General features: G+C 72.1%; 19 protein-coding genes and 1 riboswitch. Of the genes, 11 read left to right on the forward strand and 8 right to left on the reverse strand.

What is annotated here, in order from left to right:
* A complete protein-coding gene (locus ACWD26_RS09255; RefSeq protein WP_451267820.1) occupies nucleotides 1-2451 on the forward strand; it encodes a cell division protein PerM in 2451 nt (816 codons plus the stop codon).
* A 77-nt stretch (nucleotides 2452-2528) separates the two neighbouring features.
* Here the strand turns inward: ACWD26_RS09255 and ACWD26_RS09260 are convergent, their stop codons facing one another.
* Nucleotides 2529-3317 carry a hypothetical protein gene (locus tag ACWD26_RS09260; protein WP_451267822.1) on the reverse strand — a complete coding sequence of 263 codons (789 nt, stop codon included), beginning with the start codon at nucleotides 3315-3317 and terminating at the stop codon, nucleotides 2529-2531.
* A 464-nt stretch (nucleotides 3318-3781) separates the two neighbouring features.
* Here ACWD26_RS09260 and purN point away from each other — a divergent pair, with 464 nt between their 5' ends.
* Both purN and purH read left to right on the forward strand, forming a co-directional pair.
* Nucleotides 3782-4411 carry a phosphoribosylglycinamide formyltransferase gene (purN, locus tag ACWD26_RS09265; RefSeq protein ID WP_451268029.1) on the forward strand — a complete coding sequence of 210 codons (630 nt, stop codon included), beginning with the start codon at nucleotides 3782-3784 and terminating at the stop codon, nucleotides 4409-4411.
* On the forward strand, nucleotides 4408-6012 hold the full coding sequence (purH, locus tag ACWD26_RS09270; RefSeq protein ID WP_451267824.1) for a bifunctional phosphoribosylaminoimidazolecarboxamide formyltransferase/IMP cyclohydrolase: 1605 nt from the start codon (nucleotides 4408-4410) through the stop codon (nucleotides 6010-6012). Before purN ends, purH begins: the two co-directional genes overlap by 4 nt.
* 130 nt (nucleotides 6013-6142) lie before the next feature.
* Here the strand turns inward: purH and ACWD26_RS09275 are convergent, their stop codons facing one another.
* Nucleotides 6143-8023 (reverse strand): protein kinase domain-containing protein, encoded by a 1881-nt coding sequence (locus ACWD26_RS09275; RefSeq protein WP_451267826.1) that lies wholly within the window; start codon nucleotides 8021-8023, stop codon nucleotides 6143-6145.
* Between the two features lie 326 nt (nucleotides 8024-8349).
* Complete coding sequence (locus ACWD26_RS09280; RefSeq protein WP_451267828.1) at nucleotides 8350-8928, reverse strand: hypothetical protein; 579 nt, start codon at nucleotides 8926-8928, stop codon at nucleotides 8350-8352.
* A 350-nt stretch (nucleotides 8929-9278) separates the two neighbouring features.
* On the opposite strand from ACWD26_RS09280, the gene ACWD26_RS09285 reads away from it, so the two are divergent.
* The gene (locus tag ACWD26_RS09285; protein WP_451267830.1) at nucleotides 9279-10133 is read left to right on the forward strand and encodes a bifunctional methylenetetrahydrofolate dehydrogenase/methenyltetrahydrofolate cyclohydrolase; all 855 of its coding nucleotides are present in this window, start codon (nucleotides 9279-9281) and stop codon (nucleotides 10131-10133) included.
* A gap of 60 nt (nucleotides 10134-10193) precedes the next feature.
* On the opposite strand, the gene ACWD26_RS09290 is transcribed toward ACWD26_RS09285, so the two are convergent.
* Complete coding sequence (locus ACWD26_RS09290) at nucleotides 10194-10889, reverse strand: hypothetical protein (RefSeq protein ID WP_451268047.1); 696 nt, start codon at nucleotides 10887-10889, stop codon at nucleotides 10194-10196.
* Between ACWD26_RS09290 and ACWD26_RS09295 the strand changes: the two genes are divergently transcribed.
* Both ACWD26_RS09295 and ACWD26_RS09300 read left to right on the forward strand, forming a co-directional pair.
* Nucleotides 10810-11259 (forward strand): DUF3017 domain-containing protein, encoded by a 450-nt coding sequence (locus ACWD26_RS09295; protein WP_451268031.1) that lies wholly within the window; start codon nucleotides 10810-10812, stop codon nucleotides 11257-11259. The genes ACWD26_RS09290 and ACWD26_RS09295 overlap by 80 nt on opposite strands.
* 343 nt (nucleotides 11260-11602) lie before the next feature.
* Nucleotides 11603-12154: a helix-turn-helix domain-containing protein gene (locus ACWD26_RS09300; RefSeq protein WP_451267832.1), complete on the forward strand. Its 552-nt coding sequence runs from the start codon at nucleotides 11603-11605 to the stop codon at nucleotides 12152-12154.
* 77 nt (nucleotides 12155-12231) lie between these two features.
* Here ACWD26_RS09300 and ACWD26_RS09305 read toward each other — a convergent pair whose 3' ends face one another.
* Nucleotides 12232-12765: a peptidoglycan-binding domain-containing protein gene (locus ACWD26_RS09305; RefSeq protein ID WP_451267834.1), complete on the reverse strand. Its 534-nt coding sequence runs from the start codon at nucleotides 12763-12765 to the stop codon at nucleotides 12232-12234.
* Nucleotides 12766-13355: 590 nt separating this feature from the next.
* Here ACWD26_RS09305 and ACWD26_RS09310 point away from each other — a divergent pair.
* Both ACWD26_RS09310 and ACWD26_RS09315 read left to right on the forward strand, forming a co-directional pair.
* A complete protein-coding gene (locus ACWD26_RS09310) occupies nucleotides 13356-14636 on the forward strand; it encodes a DUF2690 domain-containing protein (RefSeq protein WP_451267836.1) in 1281 nt (426 codons plus the stop codon).
* A 414-nt stretch (nucleotides 14637-15050) separates the two neighbouring features.
* On the forward strand, nucleotides 15051-16043 hold the full coding sequence (locus ACWD26_RS09315; RefSeq protein ID WP_451267838.1) for a malate dehydrogenase: 993 nt from the start codon (nucleotides 15051-15053) through the stop codon (nucleotides 16041-16043).
* A 200-nt stretch (nucleotides 16044-16243) separates the two neighbouring features.
* On the opposite strand, the gene ACWD26_RS09320 is transcribed toward ACWD26_RS09315, so the two are convergent.
* The 3 genes from ACWD26_RS09320 to ACWD26_RS09330 all read right to left on the reverse strand — a co-directional run bounded on the left by ACWD26_RS09320 (nucleotide 16244) and on the right by ACWD26_RS09330 (nucleotide 19598).
* Nucleotides 16244-17194, reverse strand: coding sequence for a GNAT family N-acetyltransferase (locus ACWD26_RS09320; RefSeq protein ID WP_451267840.1), 951 nt, complete (start codon nucleotides 17192-17194; stop codon nucleotides 16244-16246).
* Nucleotides 17195-17276: 82 nt separating this feature from the next.
* Complete coding sequence (locus ACWD26_RS09325; protein ID WP_451268033.1) at nucleotides 17277-18131, reverse strand: isocitrate lyase/PEP mutase family protein; 855 nt, start codon at nucleotides 18129-18131, stop codon at nucleotides 17277-17279.
* 255 nt (nucleotides 18132-18386) lie between these two features.
* Nucleotides 18387-19598 carry an epoxide hydrolase family protein gene (locus ACWD26_RS09330; protein ID WP_451267842.1) on the reverse strand — a complete coding sequence of 404 codons (1212 nt, stop codon included), beginning with the start codon at nucleotides 19596-19598 and terminating at the stop codon, nucleotides 18387-18389.
* A 239-nt stretch (nucleotides 19599-19837) separates the two neighbouring features.
* Here ACWD26_RS09330 and ACWD26_RS09335 point away from each other — a divergent pair, with 239 nt between their 5' ends.
* The 3 genes from ACWD26_RS09335 to ACWD26_RS09345 all read left to right on the forward strand — a co-directional run bounded on the left by ACWD26_RS09335 (nucleotide 19838) and on the right by ACWD26_RS09345 (nucleotide 22698).
* Nucleotides 19838-20935: a helix-turn-helix transcriptional regulator gene (locus ACWD26_RS09335; protein ID WP_451267844.1), complete on the forward strand. Its 1098-nt coding sequence runs from the start codon at nucleotides 19838-19840 to the stop codon at nucleotides 20933-20935.
* 164 nt (nucleotides 20936-21099) lie between these two features.
* Nucleotides 21100-21492, forward strand: coding sequence for a hypothetical protein (locus ACWD26_RS09340; RefSeq protein ID WP_451267846.1), 393 nt, complete (start codon nucleotides 21100-21102; stop codon nucleotides 21490-21492).
* A gap of 21 nt (nucleotides 21493-21513) precedes the next feature.
* Nucleotides 21514-22698: a glutathionylspermidine synthase family protein gene (locus ACWD26_RS09345; RefSeq protein ID WP_451267848.1), complete on the forward strand. Its 1185-nt coding sequence runs from the start codon at nucleotides 21514-21516 to the stop codon at nucleotides 22696-22698.
* 73 nt (nucleotides 22699-22771) lie between these two features.
* A riboswitch (ZMP/ZTP riboswitch) is annotated at nucleotides 22772-22860 on the forward strand.
* Nucleotides 22861-22878 lie beyond the last annotated feature (18 nt).

Here is a 22878-nt window from a genome sequence, read left to right on the forward strand (position 1 = left end):
ATGGCCGACGTGACCCACGTGACCGACTCGAACGACCCGGCCGCGAGGCCGGACCACCCCGCCGACCGCAACCGGTCGGCCTCCCTCTCGGTGCCCGGGGCGCCCATGAGGCCCATGGCGCCGGCGGCATCCCTGTACTCGTCGCGGCGCTCTCCGCTGGCTCCGCTGGTCAGGCGACTGCGCGGCCGGTCGTCCCAGCTCGTCGCCGCGGCGCTGGGCGGGGTCCTCGCGGCGGGGCTCGGGCTCGGGGCGTTCGCCGCGCTGGTGACCGTGCTGTGGATCAGCTCGCCGTACCCGGACAGCGGGCCCGCCGGGGCGCTGCACGTCGCGGCGGCGCTGTGGCTGCTCTCCCACGGCGTGGAACTCGTCCGCGTCGACACGCTCTCCGGCGCCCCCGCCCCGGTCGGCCTCGTCCCCCTCCTGCTGCTCGCGCTGCCGACGGTCCTGCTCCACCGTTCGGCCCGCGACCACGCGAACGACGATTCCGGGACGAGCGCCCGTACGACGTGGGCCGGGCTCGTCATCGGATACGCGGCCGTCGGCGGGGCGGTCACGCTGTACGCCTCGGGGGGCGCGCTGCGGCCGTCGTGGATGTGGTCCGCGCTGTGCGTACCGCTGCTCGCGGCGCTCGCGTCGGGCACGGGGGTGTGGGCGGCGCGTGGGCGCCCCCGGCTGCCCCTGCCCGCGCTCCTCGGGGGTGCCCCGAAGACGGAGGGCCGACGGCACCTCGCGGCCGTCGCCGGGCGGGCCGCCGGGGCCGGTGTGCTCGTGCTGACCGGCGGGGGTGCCCTGCTGGTGGTCGTGTCCCTGGTCTGGCACGGGGACGCGGTCCGCGGCTCGTTCCTCCAGCTCACCGAGGGGTGGTCCGGCCGGTTCGCCGTACTGCTGCTCTGCCTCGCACTCGTGCCGAACGCGGCGCTGTGGGCCGCGGCCTACGCCCTCGGTCCCGGCGTCGTCCTGGGCGCCGGGCACACGGTCGGCCCCCTGTACGCGTCTGCCCCGGCCGCTTTCCTGCCCCCGTTCCCCCTGCTCGCGGCCGTCCCGGGGGGTGGGGGTACGCCGGTGTACTGGGCGGTGGGCGCGGTGCCACTCGCCGCGGGCGCGACCGTCGGCTGGTTCACCGCGGCCCGGGCCGCCGCCGACCGGGCGGCGCCCTGGTCCGCGTGGCGGACGGCCACCGCAGCCCTCCTCGCGGGCCTCCTGTCCGCCGCGGCCTGCGCCCTCCTCGCCCTCCTCGCGGGCGGCCCCCTCGGCGTGGCCACCCTGGCCCATTTCGGCCCCGTGTGGTGGCAGGCGGGGGGTGCGGCCGGGGTGTGGTTGAGCGTGATCGGGCTGCCGGTCGCCCTGGTGGCGAGAGGGTGGCGACTCCGGGTGAGAGAGCGGGCGACCTCGACGAGCGTGCCCCGCCGGGGCCGGGGGAAGCGGCCACAGGAGGAGAAGACGACCACTACGGCTGGGACATCCCGCCCCACCCCGAAGACGACCTCACGTCCGGAACTCCCGCCCGACCTGCGAGCGGTGACAGCGGAGGCCTTCCCAGCGGCGTCGGTCGGGCGGGCCGTGACGGAGGGTGACACAACGGGCGAGCGGGGGGCTGGGCGCCGGATCGCTGGGCAGGGGGTGACGGTGGACGGGAAGCCGGCCGAGCCGGGGGCCGAGCACCGGACTGCTCGGCAGGGCGTGACGGCGGACGGGGTGTCGGGCGAGTCCGGATCGGTGTCCCGCGCTGACGGGCAGGGTGTGGGGACGGGCGGGGGCCCGGGCGAGCTGGCGTCCGAGCCCTGCGCCGACGGGCAGGGTGTGGGGAAGGTCGGGAGCCCGGGCGAGCCCGCATCCAGGTCCCGCGCCGACGGGCAGGGTGTGGGGAAGGTCGGGAGCCCGGGCAAGCCCACAACCGCGCCCCGCCTCGCCGAGCAGTCACCGGATCCGCTCCCGCCCGTCTGGGACCCGGACCCCAGCGCCGACCGCTGGGCGGCCCTGCGCGAGGCGACCGCGACAGAGCGGAACGGCTACGAGCGCCCCTTTGACGCCGCTTCCACCCCCGCCCCCACAGTCCCACCCGCGCTTACGCCCAGCCCCGGCCCGACGTCTGGCTCCCGCCCCACAGTCCGGCTCGGGCTCACTCCCGACCCCGGCTCCCAGGCGATGTCCGCGTCCATGCCCGACCCAAGTCCGACGTCTGGCAGCCGCCCCACAGTCCGGCTCGGGCTCACGTCCGATCCCGACCCCAAAGCCACGCCTGGCCTCGCGGTCAACCATGCCCCCACAGTCACGCCTGGCCCCGCGCCCAACCCAGGCCCCACGCCCGGCCCCGCCTTCATCTGCCCCCACGACGACGCCAACGCCAACCCAACCCCCACCGTCGCACCCCACGCCTCCCACGGCCCCAACCCCAGGCCCAGCCACGCCCCCAACCTCGACCCGACCCCCACCCCCAAGGAAGCCGGCTGACGGCATGAAAGGGGCGCCGCCGGTTGATCACCGGCGGCGCCCCTCCGTGGCCTCCGTGTTGCTCTACTCCGCCACCTCTAGCTCGCGCCCAGTACCTCCCGCACCGGCCCCTCCGGCAGAAGCTCCTTGCAGGACTTCTCGGAGACCGTGGTGAGGGAGTCGTTGACGCAGGTGTAGTAGTCCTGGTAGACGAACTGGGCCGTGAAGGTGAAAGCCACGATGGCGAGGGCGATCGTGGAGGTCACCAGGCCGCTGATGGCCGCGGACCTCTGGGGCCGCCCGCTCGGCTGGGACGCCGCCGGCCGGTCCGGGTCCGGCGTACGTGGCTTGGCGCGCAGGGCGCTGACCGCCCAGTACACGGCCAGGGAGCCGAGCAGCAGGGCGACGTACGGCCAGGCGAAGAGCGCGAAGAAGAAGGCCCACATGCCGCAGAGCAACGAGTACCGCGCGCGACGCTGGGCGGGATCCGTCGGGTCCCAGCGTAGCCCGCTGCCCGGTCCGCCCTCGGGGCCCTGCCCGGGACCGCCCGGTCCGCCCTGGCCACGGGGGCGCTCCCCGAAGGGTCCGCCGGACGAGCGGCCGGGCTGCCGGTCGCTCCACTGACTGCCCCACGGCGAATGACCACCACCGCGGCCCGTCCCGTCGTCGGAACCCCGTCCGCCCGCGGGCCGGCGCGGCTGCCACGGCCTCTCGGGCGCGCCCTCGGGCGGCGGCGCGAACGGATTGTCGTCCGAGGAGCCGGAGCCCTGGCCCCGCCCGGGCTGCCCGGACTGCTCGGGGGTGTCCTCGCTCTCGCGCGGAGGCGTGGGCGAGGAACTCCGCTCGCGCAGCAGGAGCGAAGGAAGGCGGAGGCTGCGGTCCGGCATCAGGAGTGCGTCTTCCCCTTGGTGAATACGGTGATGATCTTGATCGTCCCGTCGTGATCCTGACGATGATCTCGACGGTGGTCCCCGGCGGTGATCTCGACGTGATCTCGAAGTGATCCCAACATCGACCCACCAACGAGCCCCATCGGTCCCACCATCGATCTCGGCAGTGATCTCGCAGTGATCTCGACGGTGAAATCTACTGGTAGGGCATGAGCTGTCACTTCGTGAACGCCCCGCACATCGACCGCGTTCCCGAGCCCGCTCGTCGCAGACGCTACCTTCCGGCCACGCCCCCGTCCCACGGGGGCCGTCCGGTGTGCCGGTATCGTTGCTGACGGTCGGCCGCTTCGTAGACTTCCCCGTATCGGGGGACGTGAAGCATTCGTATGAACGCACAAGCACGCAAGTGCACGATGGCAGACCCGAACGTCCCCCGCAGAACCCGTAGAAAGGGCCCCACCGTGGCCGCCAAGCCCGTGGCCAAGCGCCTCGTCGTGCTGGTCTCCGGATCCGGCACCAACCTCCAGGCGCTGCTGGACGCCATCGCGACGACCGGCGTCGAGGCCTACGGCGCCGAGATCGTGGCCGTCGGAGCCGACCGCGGCGGCATCGAGGGGCTCGCCCGGGCCGAGCGCGCCGGACTGCCGACCTTCGTGTGCCGGGTCAAGGACTACGCCACCCGCGAGGAGTGGGACGCGGCGCTCGCCGAGGCCGTGGCCGCGTACGAGCCCGATCTGGTCGTCTCCGCCGGGTTCATGAAGATCGTGGGGAAGGAGTTCCTGGCCCGGTTCGGTGGACGGTTCGTCAACACCCACCCGGCCCTCCTCCCCAGTTTCCCCGGGGCCCACGGGGTGCGGGACGCGCTCGCGTACGGCGCCAGGGTCACCGGCTGCACCGTCCACTTCGTCGACGACGGCGTCGACACCGGGCCGATCATCGCGCAGGGCGTGGTGGAGGTCAGGGACGAGGACGACGAGAGCGCTCTGCACGAGCGCATCAAGGAAGTCGAGCGAAGGCTGCTCGTCGATGTCGTGGGGCGGCTCGCCCGCAACGGCTATCGCATTGAGGGACGAAAGGTAGTTATCCAGTGACCGCCGACAGCACTGTCACGGCCGAGAGCGACAACGGGAGCGACAACGCGAGCGGCAGGCGGGACATCCGTCGCGCGCTCGTCAGCGTCTACGACAAGACGGGCCTCGAGGACCTCGCGCGCGGCCTGCACGAGGCGGGCGTCGAACTCGTCTCGACCGGGTCCACCGCCGGGCGCATCGCCGCTGCCGGCGTTCCCGTCACCAAGGTCGAGGAGCTGACCGGCTTCCCCGAGTGCCTGGACGGCCGGGTCAAGACCCTGCACCCCAAGGTGCACGCCGGCATCCTCGCCGACCTCCGTCTGGAGGACCACCGGCGGCAGCTCGCCGAGCTGGGCGTGGAGCCGTTCGACCTCGTCGTCGTGAACCTCTACCCGTTCCGGGAGACCGTCGCCTCCGGCGCCACCCCCGACGAGTGCGTCGAGCAGATCGACATCGGCGGCCCCTCCATGGTCCGCGCCGCCGCCAAGAACCACCCGTCGGTCGCCGTGGTCACCAGCCCGGCGCGGTACGCCGACGTCCTGGCGGCCGTGCGGGGCGGCGGTTTCGACCTCGCCACCCGCAAGCGGCTGGCCGGTGAGGCCTTCCGGCACACGGCCGAGTACGACATCGCGGTCTCGTCCTGGTTCGCCTCCGCCTACGCGCCCGCCGACGACTCGCAGTTCCCCTCCTTCCTCGCCACCAGCCTGGAGCGCGCGCACACCCTGCGCTACGGCGAGAACCCGCACCAGCCCGCCGCGCTCTACACCGCCGGCACGGGCGGCCTGGCGTCGGCCGAGCAGCTGCACGGCAAGGAGATGTCGTTCAACAACTACACGGACACGGACGCCGCCCGCCGTGCCGCGTACGACCACGACGAGCCCGCCGTCGCGATCATCAAGCACGCCAACCCGTGCGGCATCGCGGTCGGCGCCGACGTGGCCGAGGCGCACCGCAAGGCGCACGCCTGTGACCCGCTGTCCGCGTTCGGCGGCGTCATCGCCGTGAACCGGCCGGTCAGCAAGGAGATGGCCGAGCAGGTCGCCGAGATCTTCACCGAGGTCATCGTCGCGCCCGACTACGAGGAGGGGGCCCTGGAGGCCCTCGCCAAGAAGAAGAACATCCGCGTGCTGCGCTGCCCCGACAGCCCCGCGCACCCCGTCGACGTCAAGCCGATCGACGGCGGCGCGCTCCTCCAGGTCACCGACCGGCTCCAGGCCGACGGTGACGACCCCGCCAACTGGACCCTCGCGACCGGTGACGCCCTCTCCGCCGACGAGCTGGCCGAGCTGGCCTTCGCCTGGAAGGCGTGCCGTGCGGTCAAGTCCAACGCGATCCTCCTCGCCAAGGACGGCGCCTCGGTCGGCGTTGGCATGGGGCAGGTCAACCGCGTCGACTCCTGCAAGCTGGCGGTGGAGCGGGCCGGGGCCGAGCGGGCCGAGGGCTCGTACGTCGCCTCGGACGCGTTCTTCCCCTTCCCGGACAACATCGACGTCCTGAGCGCGGCCGGCGTCAAGGCCATCGTGCAGCCCGGCGGTTCGGTCCGTGACGAGCAGGTCGTCGAGGCCGCGCAGAAGGCGGGGATCACGATGTACTTCACGGGGACGCGGCACTTCTTCCACTGAGCCGCGCCGCTGATGACGTAGGACGAAGGGCCCGTCGGACACACCGACGGGCCCTTCGCCGTACGGGTCCGACAGCCCTTCGCCGTACGGTTCCGCAGCGGGTGCTCGCTTCGTCGTGCCGCGCGGCTCGTTACGTCGTGCCGCGCAGCGCCGCCCAGGTGTTGGGGCCGACCTGACCGTCGACCTCCAGCCCCTTCGCGCTCTGGAACTGTCTGACCGCCGACTCGGTGTCCTTGCCGAACTTGCCGTCCACGCCGGAGCCGCCGACGCTGTAGCCGCGTTTGTCGAGCATGCACTGCACCTGTACGACACGTTGGCCCTCGTCGCCGCGGTCGGTGAGTTCGGTGCCGGAGTAGTAGGTGCACTGGGAGATCCAGGCCGGGGTGGCGGGCTTCGTCGCCGTCTTGGTGGGGGCGGGGGCGGGTGTCGCGGCTGTGCCAGGGTCGTCGCCGCCCGAGGAACCGCCGCCGGAGGTGGGGTCGGCCGCGCCGCTGGGGGTGGGGCCGGTGGCCCCGCGCGTGGGCTCGGCGGACGGGCTCTCCTCGCCCTCCTCGTCCTTCTTCTCCTCGCTGACGGAAGGGGACGGCGAGCCTGAGGACCCCGGAAGCGGCGACGCAGCGTCCCCGTCCGGCACCGTCGTCACCCCGCCCGTGGGCCGGGTGGCCACGGAGTCCCCGCCCGCCGGCCGCGTGGCGAAGTACGCCCCGGCAGCGACCACGCACACCGCCACCACGGCCAGCGCGGCGACCACCGCGACGTACGGCTTCCTCCGCCGAGCCTTCCCCGACACGACCGTGGGCCCATGCCCCCCGCCCGCCCCCGAGGGCAGCGCGTACGCGTCGGCCGACGCCGCGGCCGGCCCGTACATCCCGGCCGACGCGGGCACCCCGTAGGCCCCTGCGGGCGGCGGAGGCCCGTACGCCCTCGGTGGTGTGGCCGGTCCGAAGGCCTGGGGTGGGGGCGGTGGCGTGGCGCGTTGCGTGGGGATGCGGAAGTGGACCGTCTCTCGGGTGGTGGCGCGGGCCAGTAACGCGCAGGACTCCTGGCGGGCGAGGAGGCGGGAGTCGAGGGGGGTGGGCCAGGGGTGGGCGGTGCCGGGGGCTGCCTCGGCTGCTTCGGTGAGGTGGGCCGCGGTGGGGCGGCCGGTCGGGTCCTTGGCGAGGCAGGTGGTGAGGAGGGCGGCCAGGGCCGGGTCGGCGGAGGCCACTTCGGCCATCAGGGCCGGCTTGGGTTCTTCGAAGGCGACCCGGTGCATGACGTCGACGCCGGTGCCGTTGCCGAACGGGGCGTGTCCGGTGACGGCGTACACCAGTGTCCCGGCCAGGGAGAAGACGTCCGACGCGGAGTCGCAGCGGCCGTCCCGGAGGTACTCCGGTGACATGTACGCGGGCGTGCCGACCCGGCTTCCGGTGGTCGTGATCGCGCTGCTGTCCACCGCCTGCGAGATGCCGAAGTCGATGACGTGGACGCCGTCGGACGAGAGGAGGACGTTGGAGGGCTTGAGGTCGCGGTGGACCACTCCCGCGGCGGCCAGTGCCGACAACGCGCGGCCCAGTTCGCCCACCAGGCGCCAGGCCGCGGCGGGAGTCAGCGTGCCGCAGTCGCGCACCGCGTCCGCGAGGTTGAGGCCCGGGAGGTACTGCGTGGCCATCCACAGCAGTTCGTGACCGTTCTCGTCCGCGGGTTCGAGGCCGGTGCCGAGCAGGCGTGGCGCGTACGGCGTACGGACCCGGTCGTGCACGCCCGCCTCACGCTGGAACCGGCGCCGGAACTCCGTGTCCTCCGCGTACTCCGGGCGGATCACCTTCACCGCGGCCAGCCCCGGCGTCTCGTCGACCGGCCGTGCCAGATACACCCGGCCCATCCCGCCGCTGCCGAGCAGCCCGAGCGGCACGTACGGTCCGAGGCGTCCGGGGTCCGACGGTCTCAGCGGGGTCGCGCCCGTTTGCTCCAGCGCGGCGTCACCCGACGCCGGGGAGTACGGAGGCGGCTTCGGCCGCTGGTCTGACATGGGTCCCCCGGGTGGTGTTCTCTCTTGTCGTGCGCTGCCTCAACGGTCCCAGTGGCAACGCGAGTTGACGAGAGACTACCGTGCGGGCGAAGCCGGGATCGGGCCGCCGGAGAAGGTCCGGCGGGCCGATCCCGGGCCCGGGGCCGGGTCAGCGGTTGGCACCGGCTTGCGGTGGCTCTGGTCGGGATGCCGCTGGTGGTAGTACGCCGCGTACCGGCCGCCGCCGTGGCCGTCCCCCCCCCGTGCGTGTCGGCGGCCTGAACGCGCCCGAAGGGCCGTACCCCCTCCTGCGGGGGCACGGCCCTTCGGGCGCGGCGCTCGGTCGCTCAGTAGCGCGGGCGGTTGAACCACGCCTTGCCGTTGGCGTTGCCGACGAAGACGGCGATCAGGACGCCCAGCACCAGGTGGACCAGGCCGATCAGGAAGAACGGGAAGATGCCCAGGACGGCCGTGATGATGCCGAAGACCAGCGCGGCGACGCGTACGCCGTTGCCGCCGGACTTGAACTTCACGGCCAGCATGATCGCGTAGACGAGCCAGGCCACCGCGAAGATGGCGATCGCCACCATCTGGCCGGTGGGGATGTTCCCCAGTGCCTCCGCGAGAGCCGGGTCCTCGGTGCTGTCGCTGGCCGCGCTCACGCCGACCGCGCCGATGCCGTACAGCAGCACGCCGATCACCTGCAGGCCGACGATGACCCAGAGCATGATGCGGGCCGCGTTGACCGTGCTGGGCATGGTCTCGGGGGCGTTCGGGTAGCCGCCGTACCCCTGGGAGACCGGTGGGGCGGTCGGGTAGCCGTACCCCGGCTGCTGGGGCTGGCTCTGCTGCGGGTAGCCGTAGCCCTGGGCGGGCGGCTGCTGCTGGGGCTGGCCGTACGGGTTGTTCGGGTCGCCGAAGCTCATGGCGGGATTTCCTCCGTTGCCTGGTGCGGGGACGCGCGGCACGGGTCGGAGGAATGCCCTGATCTCTTGAAGTGGTCACGCCCCCCGGCAGTGCCCGCGGCACTGTGCCCCAATCGTTTTATATGTCCGCCCGGATGTCCAGGGCGATTCCCCGGTGTTGTGCAAGTGCAACACATCCGATCTTGTCGGGAACGGGGGCCGGAAGGTGAGGGGAAGGCGGTGCGAAGGGGCTGCGACGGCGGTGGGAAGGGGGTGGCGGGCGGTGGGACGTCCGTGGGAAGGCCGTGAGGAGGCGTCCGGCAGGTGACCGGATTGGAACCCGGCACCGGTCATCCGCGAAGATTGGGGCCATGAGCGCCCAGATTCTCGATGGCAAGGCCACCGCAGCCGCGATCAAGTCCGATCTGACCGCCCGCGTGGCGGTGCTGAAGGAGAAGGGCGTCACGCCCGGACTCGGCACGATCCTGGTCGGCGACGACCCCGGCAGCCAGAAGTACGTCGCGGGAAAGCACCGTGACTGCGCGCAGGTCGGCATCGCCTCCATCCAGCGTGAACTGCCCGCGACCGCCACCCAGGAGGAGATCGAGGCGGCGGTGCGGGAACTCAACGAGGACCCCGCCTGCACCGGCTACATCGTCCAGCTGCCGCTTCCCAAGGGCATCGACGAGAATCGCATCCTCGAACTGATGGACCCCGACAAGGACGCGGACGGCCTCCACCCGATGAACCTCGGGCGCCTGGTCCTCAACGAGCCCGCGCCGCTTCCGTGCACCCCCAACGGTGTCCTCACGCTCCTTCGCCAGTACGGCGTCGAGATCAAGGGCGCCGAGGTCGTGGTCGTCGGCCGCGGTGTCACCATCGGCCGCCCGATGCCCTTGCTCCTCACCCGGCGCAGCGAGAACGCGACGGTGACCCAGTGCCACACCGGTACCCGTGATCTGGCCGCGCACCTGAAGCGGGCCGACATCATCGTCGCCGCGGCCGGCTCCGCCCACCTCGTCCGGCCCGAGGACGTGAAGCCGGGCGCCGCCGTCCTCGACGTCGGTGTCTCCCGCTCCGCCGAGGGCAAGATCGTCGGCGACGTCCACCCCGGCGTCGCCGAGGTCGCCGGCTGGATCTCCCCCAACCCCGGGGGCGTCGGCCCCATGACCCGCGCCCAGCTGCTCGTCAACGTGGTCGAGGCGGCGGAGCGCAGTGTCGGCTGACGGCGAGGCGGAAGGGGCCTCGGGTCGGTGGGGCGCTTCGGGTCGGCCGGGGGCTTCCGATCAGCGGGGTGCTTCGGGCCGGCCGGGGGGTTCGGGCCGGCAGGGCACCTCTGACCGGCCGGGGGTCTCGGACCAGCCCGGGATGTCGGAGCGGACGGGATCGTCGGGCCGGGCGGGGAAGTCGGACAAGTCGGCGGCGTCGGAGAGGGCGGAAATGTCGAGGACGACGAAGACGACTGAGACGACGAAGACGACTGAGACGACTGAGACGACTGAGACGACTGAGACGACTGAGACGACTGAGACGACTGAGACGACCAGGGTGACTGAGGCGACAGGGACCGCCAGGGCGGCCGAGGCCGCTAACGCGACCGGCTCGGCTGGGGCCGTTAGTGCGACCGAGGCGACCGGCACCACTAACGCGACCGGCGCGACCGGAACCACTAACGCGACCGGGGCGGCCGGGACCGCTGACGCGCCCGGCTCGGTCGGGACCACTAAGGCGACCGAGGCGACCGGGACCGCTAACGCGACCGGGGCCGCCGGTACGGCGAACACGGCTGAGGCGACCGGCGCCACGAGGTCGGCCGGCGCGGCGGCATCGACCGGCGCCGCACGGTCGGCCGACGCGGCGGCATCGGCCCGTGCGGCAGGGGCGGCCGACGCGGTCGGGGAGATCGAGGTTCGGGATCCCATCAGTGTTCCGGACGCCGACGGCAAGCCCGTTCGGGCGACTCGGCGGTTCCCGATGTTCACCAGGGACACGGCGCGGCCCGAGGGCGGCGGCCGGGCGGCGTCGCGGGAGGCGCCCGCCCCCGTCCGGCAGTGGCCGATCCTCGCCGTGCTGAGCACCGTGGGGCTCGGGCTGCTGCTCACCGCACTGGACGTCTTCCGGGCCGGCACCATCCTGATCGGGGCCGCGCTGCTCGCCGGCGCGGTGCTGCGCTGGACCGTACCGGACGTCGGCATGCTCGCCGTCCGCTCCCGCTTCACCGACATGGTCACGTACATCGTCCTGGGCACCGCCATCGTGCTTCTCGCGCTGATGGCGCAGCCCAAGCCGCTGCTGGAGATCCCGTTCCTCAAGGACACCCTGCACTTCACCGTGGGCGACGAGGCAGGCTGATGTCCCTGGACCCGGCCCACCGGTCTTCCGTACACACGGCGGCGGCCCGTCCCCTCCCCCGAGTAAGGACGGACCGCCGTCTGCGCTCCACACTCCTGCACGGCGAACGGCCTGTTCAACACCTGTCAGCCCGCTGTGGCACGGAAGTGACCATTCCGGCAAGGTGTCCGCACCGGGCCACGACGACGGCGGGCGTCATCACCGTGCGCCGTCAGCCGCGTGACCCGACGCCCGCTTCCGCACCACCTCAACGCCGCCGTGCGCCCCCGGCCCGGCGGGAACCGGCTCGCCCACCCCCTTCGTCACCTGCTCAGACCCCCACACTGAGCACAGGAGGCAGCCGATGGGTGCCTGGCAGCCGCTGCCCGACGGACTCCCCCCGGAGGTACAGCACTTCGTGGAGCAGCTGCGCCTGCTGAAGGACCGCACGGGGCTCAGCCTCGTCGCGCTGGGCGCGCGCACCGCGTACAGCAAGTCCTCCTGGCAGCGGTACCTCAACGCGACCCAGCCACCGCCCCGCCAGGCGGTCGTCGCCCTGTGCCGGGTCGCGGGGGAGGACGCCGAACGCTTCGGGGCGCGCTGGGAACTGGCCGTACGGGCCTGGCCGCGCCCCGCGACGCAGACCGTGCCCCCGACCCCGCCGCAAGCCACCGGGAAGCCGGGTGCGGAAGCAGGCGCAGGGGCACAAACGACGGCGGGGGCAAGCACCACGGCCGGGACGGAGGCCGGCTCGGAGGCGTACGAGGACGACCCCACGCTCCCTTGGTGGGACATTCTCGCCGAGGAGCCGACGCCCCGCCCGCCCGGCCGTATCGCCCTCTACGCCGCGCTCGCCGTCCTGGTCGCCCTGGCTCTCGTCGGCGCCGCGCTGATAGGGGCCGTCACACTGTCGTGACGGCCCCCACCCAGGCATCCCGGCTGCCCAGGCACTCACCCCCGGAGCCCTTCACGCGCCCGGGGCCGCGGGCTCCCTCAGCCGCGCCACTTGTACGCGGCGAGCTTCCACTTCGAGCCGATCTTGACGTAGTACTGCCCGTCGATCCGCTTGAAGGTCACGTTGTTCACCAGGCCGGAGTAGGTGACGGTGCCGTCGCCGTTCGGGCCGTCCAGGAAGCCGTCGGCCTGCCCGAAGGTCTCCTTGCCGACGACCCCGTCGACGTCCTCCAGTTCCTCCTCCGCCTGCCAGTACTCGGTCGCCGAGCGGGTCTTCCAGCCGAAGATCCCGTCGATGTCCGACGCGGTGAACGTGTGCTGATTCCCGCTGGAGTCCTCCCACTTGGCGCCGTCGGCGTACAGCACGCTCTGCCACAGCCGCGTCGCGTTGCTCTTGGAGTGCTTCTTGACGGACAGCGTGCCCTCGTCGCCCCAGTCGTTGTACGCGGCTCCGGAGCCGTCGACGACGTGCGGTCCGGAGGCCGCGGCGAGCGGAGCGGTGGCGCCGAGCGCGAGCCCGGCCGAGGCCGTCACGGCGACGGCCGCGAGCAGCAGCCTGGTCCTGTGTGGCATGTGATCCCCCTGGTCCCCGTTGATCTTCCGACATTCACCGACGCACACGATCCGCACGAGCCCCCGCCGACCCGCTGAGGCGTTCGACGAGGTGTGCGAGTCGTGCGAGCGTACGAAGCGTGCGAGCCCTCGTTCGACTCATGTGGCTGCGCATGTGTGCTCGTTGTGTCGATGTGTTGACAGGTTCGAGGATTCGGCGTCGACTCGCTCAACACCAGGGCTAACGTGAGCATTTGGGACGGTCCGGGACGTCCCGTGCGCGGACCTGCGATTCCGCCCGGAAATCCGGGAAGCCGGTGGGACACTGGGACCACAGGCCGTTGGGGGGTGTGCAACGGCGCGCGCTCCGGCCCGAAATGCTCCCGCACGCCCCTTTCCAGGGAACTGACATCCCGGCCGGGCGCATCCCAGTGGGTAGTCCAGAACGGGGCTCCGAGAGGGCCTCGGACTCGGCCCCGGAACAGGATTCAGCGAGGGCGACATGCGACGCGGCAGCGGCACGGGGATGGCGGGCCCGGGAATAGCGGGTGCGGGGACAGCGGGCACGGGGGGAAAGTTCAGAGACGTACGGGGGGAAGAGGGGGGAAGCAATGCCTCGTTGGAGGGCCTTGCCCGATGAACTCGATCCACAGGTCAGGGAGTTCGCGGGCCAGCTGCGCCGGCTCGTCGACCGCAGTGGACTGAGCATCGCCGCGGTGGCCGACCGCACGGGCTACAGCAAGACGTCCTGGGAGCGGTATCTCAACGGCAGACTGCTCGCGCCGAAAGGCGCGATCGTCGCGTTGGCCGAGGTGACCGGTACCGATCCCGTCCATCTGACCACCATGTGGGAGCTGGCCGAGCGTGCCTGGAGCCGTTCGGAGATGCGCCACGACATGACCATGGAAGCGATCCGTATCTCCCAGGCGCGCGCCGCCCTGGGCGAGACGGGGGGCCAGTCGACCGTCAAGGGCGGCAGGAACGGCCGGGGGAGCCGGAGTGCGACCGCCACACCGGGTGTGGCCGGCCCGGCGGGCGTCTCGCCGACGATCCCGCCGCAGCCGCGCTCGCCGGGCGAGGAGCGCACCTCGCGCCCGCCGTACGGGGGCCCGGCCACCGGCGCGCCACGCGTCAGCTGGGGAGCCGCGCCGCCGTCATCGCCCGCGACGCCTGCACCGTCGCCCTCGGCGCCCGCGGGTACGGCGGGGGGCAGCCCACCGGCGTCGGCCTCCTCGTCCTCGTCGGCGTCGTCGGCCCGCGTACCGGCCGGCGGGCCCGGTCCCAACAGTGCACAGGCTTCCGGGAGGTTCCAGGCTTCCGGCGGCGCCTCGGCTCCCTCCGGTGTCTTCGGTCCACCGCCGGACGGGGGCGGCCGTCCCGACGACGGTGATTCCCAGCCGAAGCGGCGCGTGACGATGTTCCTCGCCGGAGCCGTCGGCGCGCTCGTCGTGATCGCGGCGGCCTTCTTCCTCACCAACGGTGACGGCCGGAACGATGCCGGGGGCAAGCAGTCGGTGTCCCCGTCGGTCTCGACCGGCGCCGACCCCGACCTTCCGGCCGGCGTGAAGTGCAGCGGCAAGACCTGCGACGGCAAGGACCCGGAGACCATGGGGTGCATCGGCAACCTCGTACGCACCACCGACGAGGCCACGGTGGGCACCACGAGGGTCGAGGTCCGCTACAGCAAGACCTGCCAGGCCGCCTGGGCCCGCATCACCGGCGCCGCCCAGGGGGACGAGGTCCAGGTCGCGGTCGGCACGACCAAGCAGACCGCCGCCATCGAAGCGGCCGGTGACAACATCGCCTACACCCAGATGGTCGCCGTGAAGGACGCGGGCGAAGCCACGGCATGCGCGACGCTGGCCACGGGGCAGAAGGGGTGCACGGGGTAGGGGAGTCCCACGGGGAGTCCGGGCCGTTGGCAGCATCCCGCCCGCATGACTCACCGTGATCCCTACTACCCAAAAAGTAATCCTGGTGTAAGTGGCATGCCCGCCGAACTCCGGGGCATGCGGACAGTACCCCCACGGGAGTCCGGCCCGCCCGGGAGACGACACCCCCTCCCGGCCCGGCACCCCCATATGGCGGCCGCCCTGGTCCCCCTCTCCCGGACCGGCGGCCGCCTCTTCATGTCTTCCTGCCCGGCAGCGCGACTTGTGGGGTGGGCCACACGAACCCCGGCCGTCCGGGATCCCGGATGCGCGATAGCCTGACCAACGATCTCTCTTGACGCCAAGAGATCGATCATCTGTACGTCCCACCAGGGGCAGGGACGCCCCACCGCCAGCTGTCATACGGAGAACGCCATGACCCGCACTCCCGTGAACGTCACCGTCACCGGCGCGGCCGGCCAGATCGGTTACGCCCTGCTCTTCCGCATCGCCTCCGGCCAGCTGCTCGGCGCGGACGTGCCGGTCAAGCTCCGCCTGCTGGAGATCACGCCGGCGCTGAAGGCCGCCGAGGGCACCGCCATGGAGCTCGACGACTGCGCCTTCCCGCTCCTTCAGGGCATCGACATCACGGACGACCCGAACGTGGCCTTCGACGGCGCCAACGTAGGCCTGCTCGTCGGCGCCCGCCCCCGCACCAAGGGCATGGAGCGCGGCGACCTCCTCGAGGCCAACGGCGGCATCTTCAAGCCGCAGGGCAAGGCCATCAACGACCACGCCGCGGACGACATCAAGGTCCTGGTCGTCGGCAACCCGGCCAACACCAACGCCCTCATCGCCCAGGCCGCCGCGCCGGACGTCCCGGCCGAGCGCTTCACCGCGATGACCCGCCTGGACCACAACCGCGCGCTGACCCAGCTGTCGAAGAAGACGGGCGTCCCGGTCGCCGAGATCAAGAAGCTCACGATCTGGGGCAACCACTCCGCCACCCAGTACCCGGACATCTTCCACGCCACGGTCGCCGGCAAGAACGCCGCCGAGGTCGTGAACGACGAGAAGTGGCTTGCCGAGGACTTCATCCCGACCGTCGCCAAGCGCGGCGCCGCGATCATCGAGGCCCGTGGCGCCTCGTCCGCCGCCTCCGCCGCCAACGCCGCCATCGACCACATCTACACCTGGGTCAACGGCACCGCCGAGGGCGACTGGGCCTCCATGGGCATTCCGTCCGACGGTTCCTACGGTGTGGCCGAGGGCCTCATCTCCTCCTTCCCGGTCACCGTGAAGGACGGCAAGTACGAGATCGTCCAGGGCCTGGAGATCAACGAGTTCTCCCGTGCCCGTATCGACGCCTCGGTCCAGGAGCTGGCGGAGGAGCGCGACGCGGTCCGCGCGCTCGGCCTCATCCAGTAACCCCCGGCTCGCTCACGCGGGTACACATGCACGCAGGCCCCGTCCCGGTCTCGACCGGACGGGGCCTGTTCGGCGTACACGCCTGTCGTTGCCACACGCTTGCCGCGCTACGGGCCTATCGCCGCCACGCGCTCATCGCGCTACGGGCCTATCGCCGCCATGCGCTCATCGCCGCCACGCGCTTATCGTCGGCCTCCCCGCTAGACGAGCCGCGTGTCACCGTCGAGCCGGAGCCGCTTCTCGAAGAAGTGGGCCCCGTACACGTCGTCGTTGTAACGGGGGATCTCCGTGTAGCCGCACGCCCGGTACATCGCCTGGGCCTCCGTCAGCGAGGCGTGCGTGTCGAGCCGTACGACGCCGAGACCGCGCTCGGCGGCCGCCCGCTCCAGCTCGCCGAGCAGTCGCCGGGCGAGGCCGAGCCGCCGGGCGCCGGGGTGCACCCACACATGCTTGATCTCCCCGATCCCGGCCCCGGGATCGAGCGTCCGCAGCGCACCGCAGCCCACGGCACGCTCCTCCTCGTAGGCGATGAGGAAGACCCCGGAGTCCCCCGAGACCTCATGGGCCGGCACGAGGGTGGCCGGGTCGTACCCCTCGGGAAACCGCTCGTCGATGTCGGCGGCGTAGGCGTCGAGGCAGGCGCGGGCGTCCTCCGACCCGCCGTCCACGGCCTCGACCCGGATCGCGGCGAGCCGCAGCAGCCGCCGCGCCGCCCCCAGCGCATCGGTCAACTCGCCCCGCTGTGCCGGACTCAGCCCCCGCAGCAGCCCCTCGGCCAGCGCGTCGGCCCGCCGGTTCTGCTCGTCGACCTCGGCGCGTCCCGCCGGCGTCAACCGGGCGACCCGCACGCGGCTGTCCCCACCATGCACGCCGACCCGGACCAGCCCCTGCCCCTCCAGAGCCCTGACCATCCGACTCAGATACCCGGCGTCCAGCCCGAGCCGCGCCCGCAGCTCACGCAGCGAAGCACCCTCGTCGTCTCCGCCGACCTCCCCGATCTCGAAGAGCAGCCGTGCCACCCCAAGTGGCCGGTCCTGCCCGAGGTAGTGATCGTCCAGTGCCCCGATACGACGAGTGAAGTACCGGTTGAACCGCCGCAGGCTCCGTACATCCCGCGTGGCGACCGGCTCGGACTGCTGCTTGGCCTCCATATTTCTTTGACTTTAGTCAAGGGAATCTCGGATGTCGACGGGGCGGGGCATCGCGCGCGTGGCTCGGCGGAGTGCAGGCGGCTCAGTCGGGGATCCCGCCCTGCCATTTCCTCCTCAAGCCCCCTGCCAGGGCCGTCAGCAGTTCCGCCGTCCGGCGCTGCAGGCCCGGCCCGAACGTGATCCGCGTGGCCCCCAGTTCGCCGAGCCGCCGCGGGGCCAGGCCGTCCAAGTGCGCGAACACATTGATCGGGCCCGGGATCTCAGCCCTCAGCAGCGGGAGTACGTCAGCCGGGGCGCCGATCGGGTACACGCAGTCGGCGCCGGCGGCGACGTACAGCCCGGCCCGCTCGATCGCCTGTTCCGCGGCCTCACGCACCGCTCGCTCGGGCACCGCTCGCTCGGGCGCCGCTTGCTCGGGTGCTGCTCGGTCGGGCGCCGCTCGCTCGCGTACTGCGCGGTCGGGTGCCGCCGACGGCGTGCCGTACTTGAAGACGTCCACGCGCGCGTTGACGAACAGGCTCGTGCCCGCGGCCGCCCGTACCTCCGCCAGCCGGTCGGCGTGCCGGGACGGGTCCTTGAGGACGCCGCTCTCCGAGTCCTCCAGGTTGCAGCCGACGGCGCCGGCCTCCAGCAGGCGCTCCACCAACTCCTTCGGCGGGAGCCCGTAACCGCCCTCCACGTCCGCCGACACGGGGACGTCCACCGCTCGCGCGATCCGCGCGACCGCCGCGAACATCTCGTTCGCCGGCGCGGCCCCGTCCGCGTAACCGAGCGAGGCCGAGACCCCGGCGCTCGGCGTCGCCAGCGCCGGGAAGCCGGCCTCCGCGAACACGCGTGCACTGACGACGTCCCACGGGCCGGGCAAAATCAACGGGTCGTCCTTGGCGCGCCTTTGGTGCAGTGCGCGAAAGGCGTCGACCTTGCCCGTCGTGCCCATCGCGGCCGCCTCCCGAGAGTTCGTCGCGGTCACTTGTGCGAGCCCGTCGGAACTTTGTTCCGCCCCAACAGATCGCACCTGCCACGGCCTGGGTACTCACTCATGTGCACCAGAATCGCTTGTACGCAGACAATCGCCAGCAGTCCGCAGCCCCACCGGACCACGCATGGGCAGGCGCCCTCGACGCCCTCTGCGCCGTCCTGCCCTGACCCCCCTCGAATTCCCCTCACCGCACCCGGCGTCACCGCACCCCCGTCACCGCACCTCGCGGAAGAACTCACGGAGGTCCCGGACGAGCGAATCCGGAGCCTCCATGGCCAGGAAGTGACCCCCGCGGTCGAGTTCCGTCCACCGCACGACGTCATGGTCCCGCTCCGCCCAACGCCGGATCGTCACATCGTGCGTGGAGACGAGCACGGCGGTGGGCGGAGCGGTGGGCCGGGCGGTGGGCACTTCCCCGCGCCCACCGCCCGTCTCACCGCCCCAGTCACCCCCGGCGTCCGCATCTCCACCCCAGGAACTCGCGGAGATCTCCTCGTAGTAGATCTGGGCGGCAGACGCGGCCGTGCCGGTGAACCAGTACAGCGAGACATTCGTCAGCATCCGGTCCAGGTCGACGCTGTCCTCGGGCAGCCCCTCCTCCGGATCGGTGAGCTCCTTGAACTTCTCCACGATCCAGGCCAGCTGGCCGACGGGAGAGTCCGTGAGACCGTACGCCACCGTCTGTGGCCGCTTCGCATTGCACTGGAGATAGCCGTCGTTGAAGTCCTGCATGGCCTGCCAGCGCCGCTGCTCGACCTCGCTGAGGCCGTCCAGCTCACCCTCCGCCCCGACGGGAAAGGTGATCATTCCGTTGACGTGGACCCCGATGACCCGCTCCGGCGCCTGCTTCCCCATCTCGGGAGCGATCCACGAACCGGTGTCATATCCCTGAACCCCGTAACGCCCGTACCCCAGACGGGACATCAGCTCCGTGAGCACCGTGGCCGTACGGGCCGCGCCCATGCCGGGCCCCGCCAGCGGAGTGGAGAAACCGAACCCCGGCAGCGACGGGACGACCACGTGAAACGCGTCTCCCGGGTCGCCCCCGTGTGCCCGTGGATCGGACAACGGCCCGATGACATCGAGGAAATCCACCACCGAGCCCGGCCAGCCGTGCAGCAGCAACAACGGCGTCGCCCCCGCCTCCGGCGAACGCACATGAAGGAAGTGGACGTTCTGCCTGTCGATCTCCGTCGTGTACTGGGCGTACGCGTTGACCGCGGCCTCCTGCGCCCGCCAGTCGTAGCCGGTACGCCAGTACTCGGCGAGTCCCTTGAGATAGCCCACCGGCACGCCCCGACTCCAGCCGACGCCGGGCAGTTCGTCCGGCCACCGCGTCTCGGCCAGCCGCCTGCGCAGATCGTCGAGCCGATCCTGCGGGACGTCGATCCGGAAGGGGCGAATCGGCCCGCTACCGTCGCCCATGGCACCCGGATCAAGCTGTTCGGGACGGAGGGACTGAACCGGCTGAACCGGCTGAACCGGCTGAACCGGCTGAACCGGCTGAACCGGCTGAACCGGCGGTGCCGGCGGTGCCGGCGGTGCCGGCGGTACGGGCTGAACGGGCGGTACCGGATGGACTTCAGGTGTCGGCTTCGTCATGCCCCGACGCTACGAACCGGTTAGGTCACCTACGGTCCTAACACTGCGGCACTCTCACACCCATGCTGGAGACCTCCGGGCGACTGCTGAAACTGCTCGCCCTGCTGCAGACCCACCGCGACCGCGACCGCTCCGGCGCCGAACTCGCGGAGCACCTCGGCGTCAGCCGACGGACCCTGCGCCGGGACATCGACCGACTGCGCGAACTCGGCTACCCCGTGCACGCCGCCCGAGGCGCCGCCGGCTACCGGCTCGGCGCCGGGGCGAGCCTGCCGCCCCTGCTGCTCGACGACGAGGAGGCCGTCGCGGTCGTGGTGGGGCTCCGCACCGCCGCCGACGGCACCGTCGCCGGCATGGAGGAGGCATCGCTGCGCGCCCTCACCAAGCTGGAGCAGGTGCTGCCCTCCCGGCTGCGGCACCGGGTGACCACCCTGCACACCGCCACCGTACGAGCCGGCGCGGCTCCGGCCCCCAAGGTCTCACCGGACACCCTGATGACCATCGCCGAAGCCTGCCGCCGCCACGAACGCCTCCGCTTCGACTACACCACCCCCCACCCCGCCACTCCACACCCCACGGCCCCCCACCCCGACAACCAGCTCCCCACCACGCCCGGCCAAACCAGCGCTGCCGCCCCCACAAGCCCTCCACCCGAACGCCCCCACCCCGCCCCCGCCCTCCGCACCGTCGAGCCGCACAGCCTCGTCAGCTTCGACCGCCACTGGTACCTCGTCGCCTGGGACACCGACCGCGCGGACTGGCGGACCTTCCGTGTCGACCGTCTCGTCCCGCGCACCCCGACGGGCCCGCGCTTCACCCCGCGCCGACTCCCCGACGCAGACGCGGCGACGTATCTCGCGCACCGCCTCTCCTCCCGGGCCTGGCCCTTCCGGGCCACCGTCACCCTGCACGAGTCCGCCGACTCGGCCGCCGACCGGGTATGGCCCGGCATGGGTGTCCTCGAACCCCTCGACGACCACCGCTGCCTGTTGTACCTGGGCGCCGAGACGCCCCGGGACCTCGCCTGGATGATCACCTCGGTGGACACCGACTTCACCCTCGACGACTCCGCCCCACCCGAACTCGCCGACGCCCTCCGCGCCCAGGCGATCCGCTCGCTGGAGGCGATCCGCGCGTGGGAGGCGATCACCCGTCCGTAGCCGCCCCTCCGTACCCGATTGGCCCCTCCAGAGACTCGATCACTAGTCTGAGCGCCGATAAAGCGCACATAAGACGGCGGCCGGACGTCGAGAACCGCATCGCGCGTCGTATCGCGAACCGGCCCCGGTACAGCGGGGCCTATGAGCCCGACGGGGGAGCACACATGGGAGAACAGCGCAGGCGACTGCGGTCCAGCACGGTCGTACTCGGTGGGATGGGCGTCGTCGCGGCGGCCCTCACCTCCTGCGGCTCCGATCCGGACCGCCGCTGCGTGGACCGCGACAGCTACGACTACGCCAACGGCTACAAGGTCATCGCCGACAAGAACTGCAACTCGGGTTCCAGCTCGTCGTCGTACGGCAAGAACCGCAAGAGCAACAGCAGCGGCAACAGGAGCCGGACCGACTCGGTCGACGCGGCCTGGTACTACGACGCGGACGTCAGCCGCGGCTACGCCGACTACGGCACCTTCAGCCGCAGCGAGGCCGTCGACCGCGACGGCTTCGGCTGTTCGGGCGACGGTGACGGCGACGGCTCCGGTTCCAGCGGCGGCTGACCCGGCGGACGAGGCAGAACCATGGAACGCCGCACCATCGAACCCCGGCCGGGCTGGCAGGAGACCGTCGAGGAACAGGGGCTCATCTATCCCCTGACCCGCCACCCGGACGGTTCCCTGCGCCCGTACTGGGACGAGAGCGCGTACTACGTCTTCTCGCTCCCCGAGGTCGAGGCGCTGGAGGAGGTCGTCGAGGAACTGCACGGCATGTGCCTGGCCGCGGCCGCGCACATCGTCGAGCGGGACCGCTTCGCCGACCTCGGCATCACCGATCCGCGCCTCGCCGGCCTCGTCGCCGAGGCATGGCGCCGGCGCGCCGAACTGCCCTCCGTCTACGGCCGCTTCGACCTCCGCTACGACGGGACCGGCCCGGCCAAGCTGCTGGAGTACAACGCCGACACCCCGACCTCGCTCGTCGAAGCGGCCAGCCCCCAGTGGTTCTGGATGGAGGAACGCTTCCCGGGCGCCGACCAGTGGAACTCCCTCCACGAACGCCTCGTCGCCGCCTGGAAGAAGCAGTCCCCTCTCCTCCCTCCGGGCAGCCCCCTCTACTTCGCGCACTCCGCCGGTGACGAGCTCGGCGAGGACCTGATGACGGTCGCCTATCTGAAGGAGACCGCCGAACAGGCAGGCCTCGACACCGACTGGATCTCCATGGAGGACATCGGCTGGGACCGGCTCTCCGACCGCTTCGTCGACAAGAAGCTCCGCTTCATCCGCAGCATCTTCAAGCTCTACCCCTGGGAGTGGCTCACCACCGACCGCTTCGCCCCGCACGTCCTCGCCACCCTCGACAACGGCGGCGGCACCGGGACCACGATGTGGATCGAGCCCGCCTGGAAGATGCTCCTCAGCAACAAGGCCCTCCTCGCGATCCTCTGGGAGCTCTACCCCGGCCACCCCCACCTCCTCCCGGCCTATCTCGACGGCCCCCGCGAACTGGCCGGCACCACCGGCTACGTGTCCAAGCCCCTCCTCGGCCGCGAGGGTGCCGGCGTCACCGTCCACGACCCGGGCACCGACCCCGTCCTCCGCGAAGAACCCTGCTGCTACCAGGAGTTGGCACCCCTCCCGACCTTCGACGACAACCACGTCGTCCTCGGCGCCTGGGTCGTCGAGAACGAGTCGGCGGGCCTCGGCATCCGCGAGTCCTCGGGCCTGGTCACGGACGAGTACGCCCGCTTCCTGCCGCACGTGATCCTCTGACGCGCGCCGTCTCCTCCCGTCGTTCGAATGGTGGACGTCCGGGCCCGCTGCTCCGACCCGCCCGATAGGGTTGCCGGTGGGCCGTGACTGGCGTGCTGGGATGGGATGGACCATCGGGGAGCGGCCCGGGGAAGATGAGTGCCGTGCGCCTGGGCCGTACCGTGAACGCTGAACGCAACG

The sequence above is a fragment of the Streptomyces sp. NPDC002787 genome (assembly GCF_053592095.1).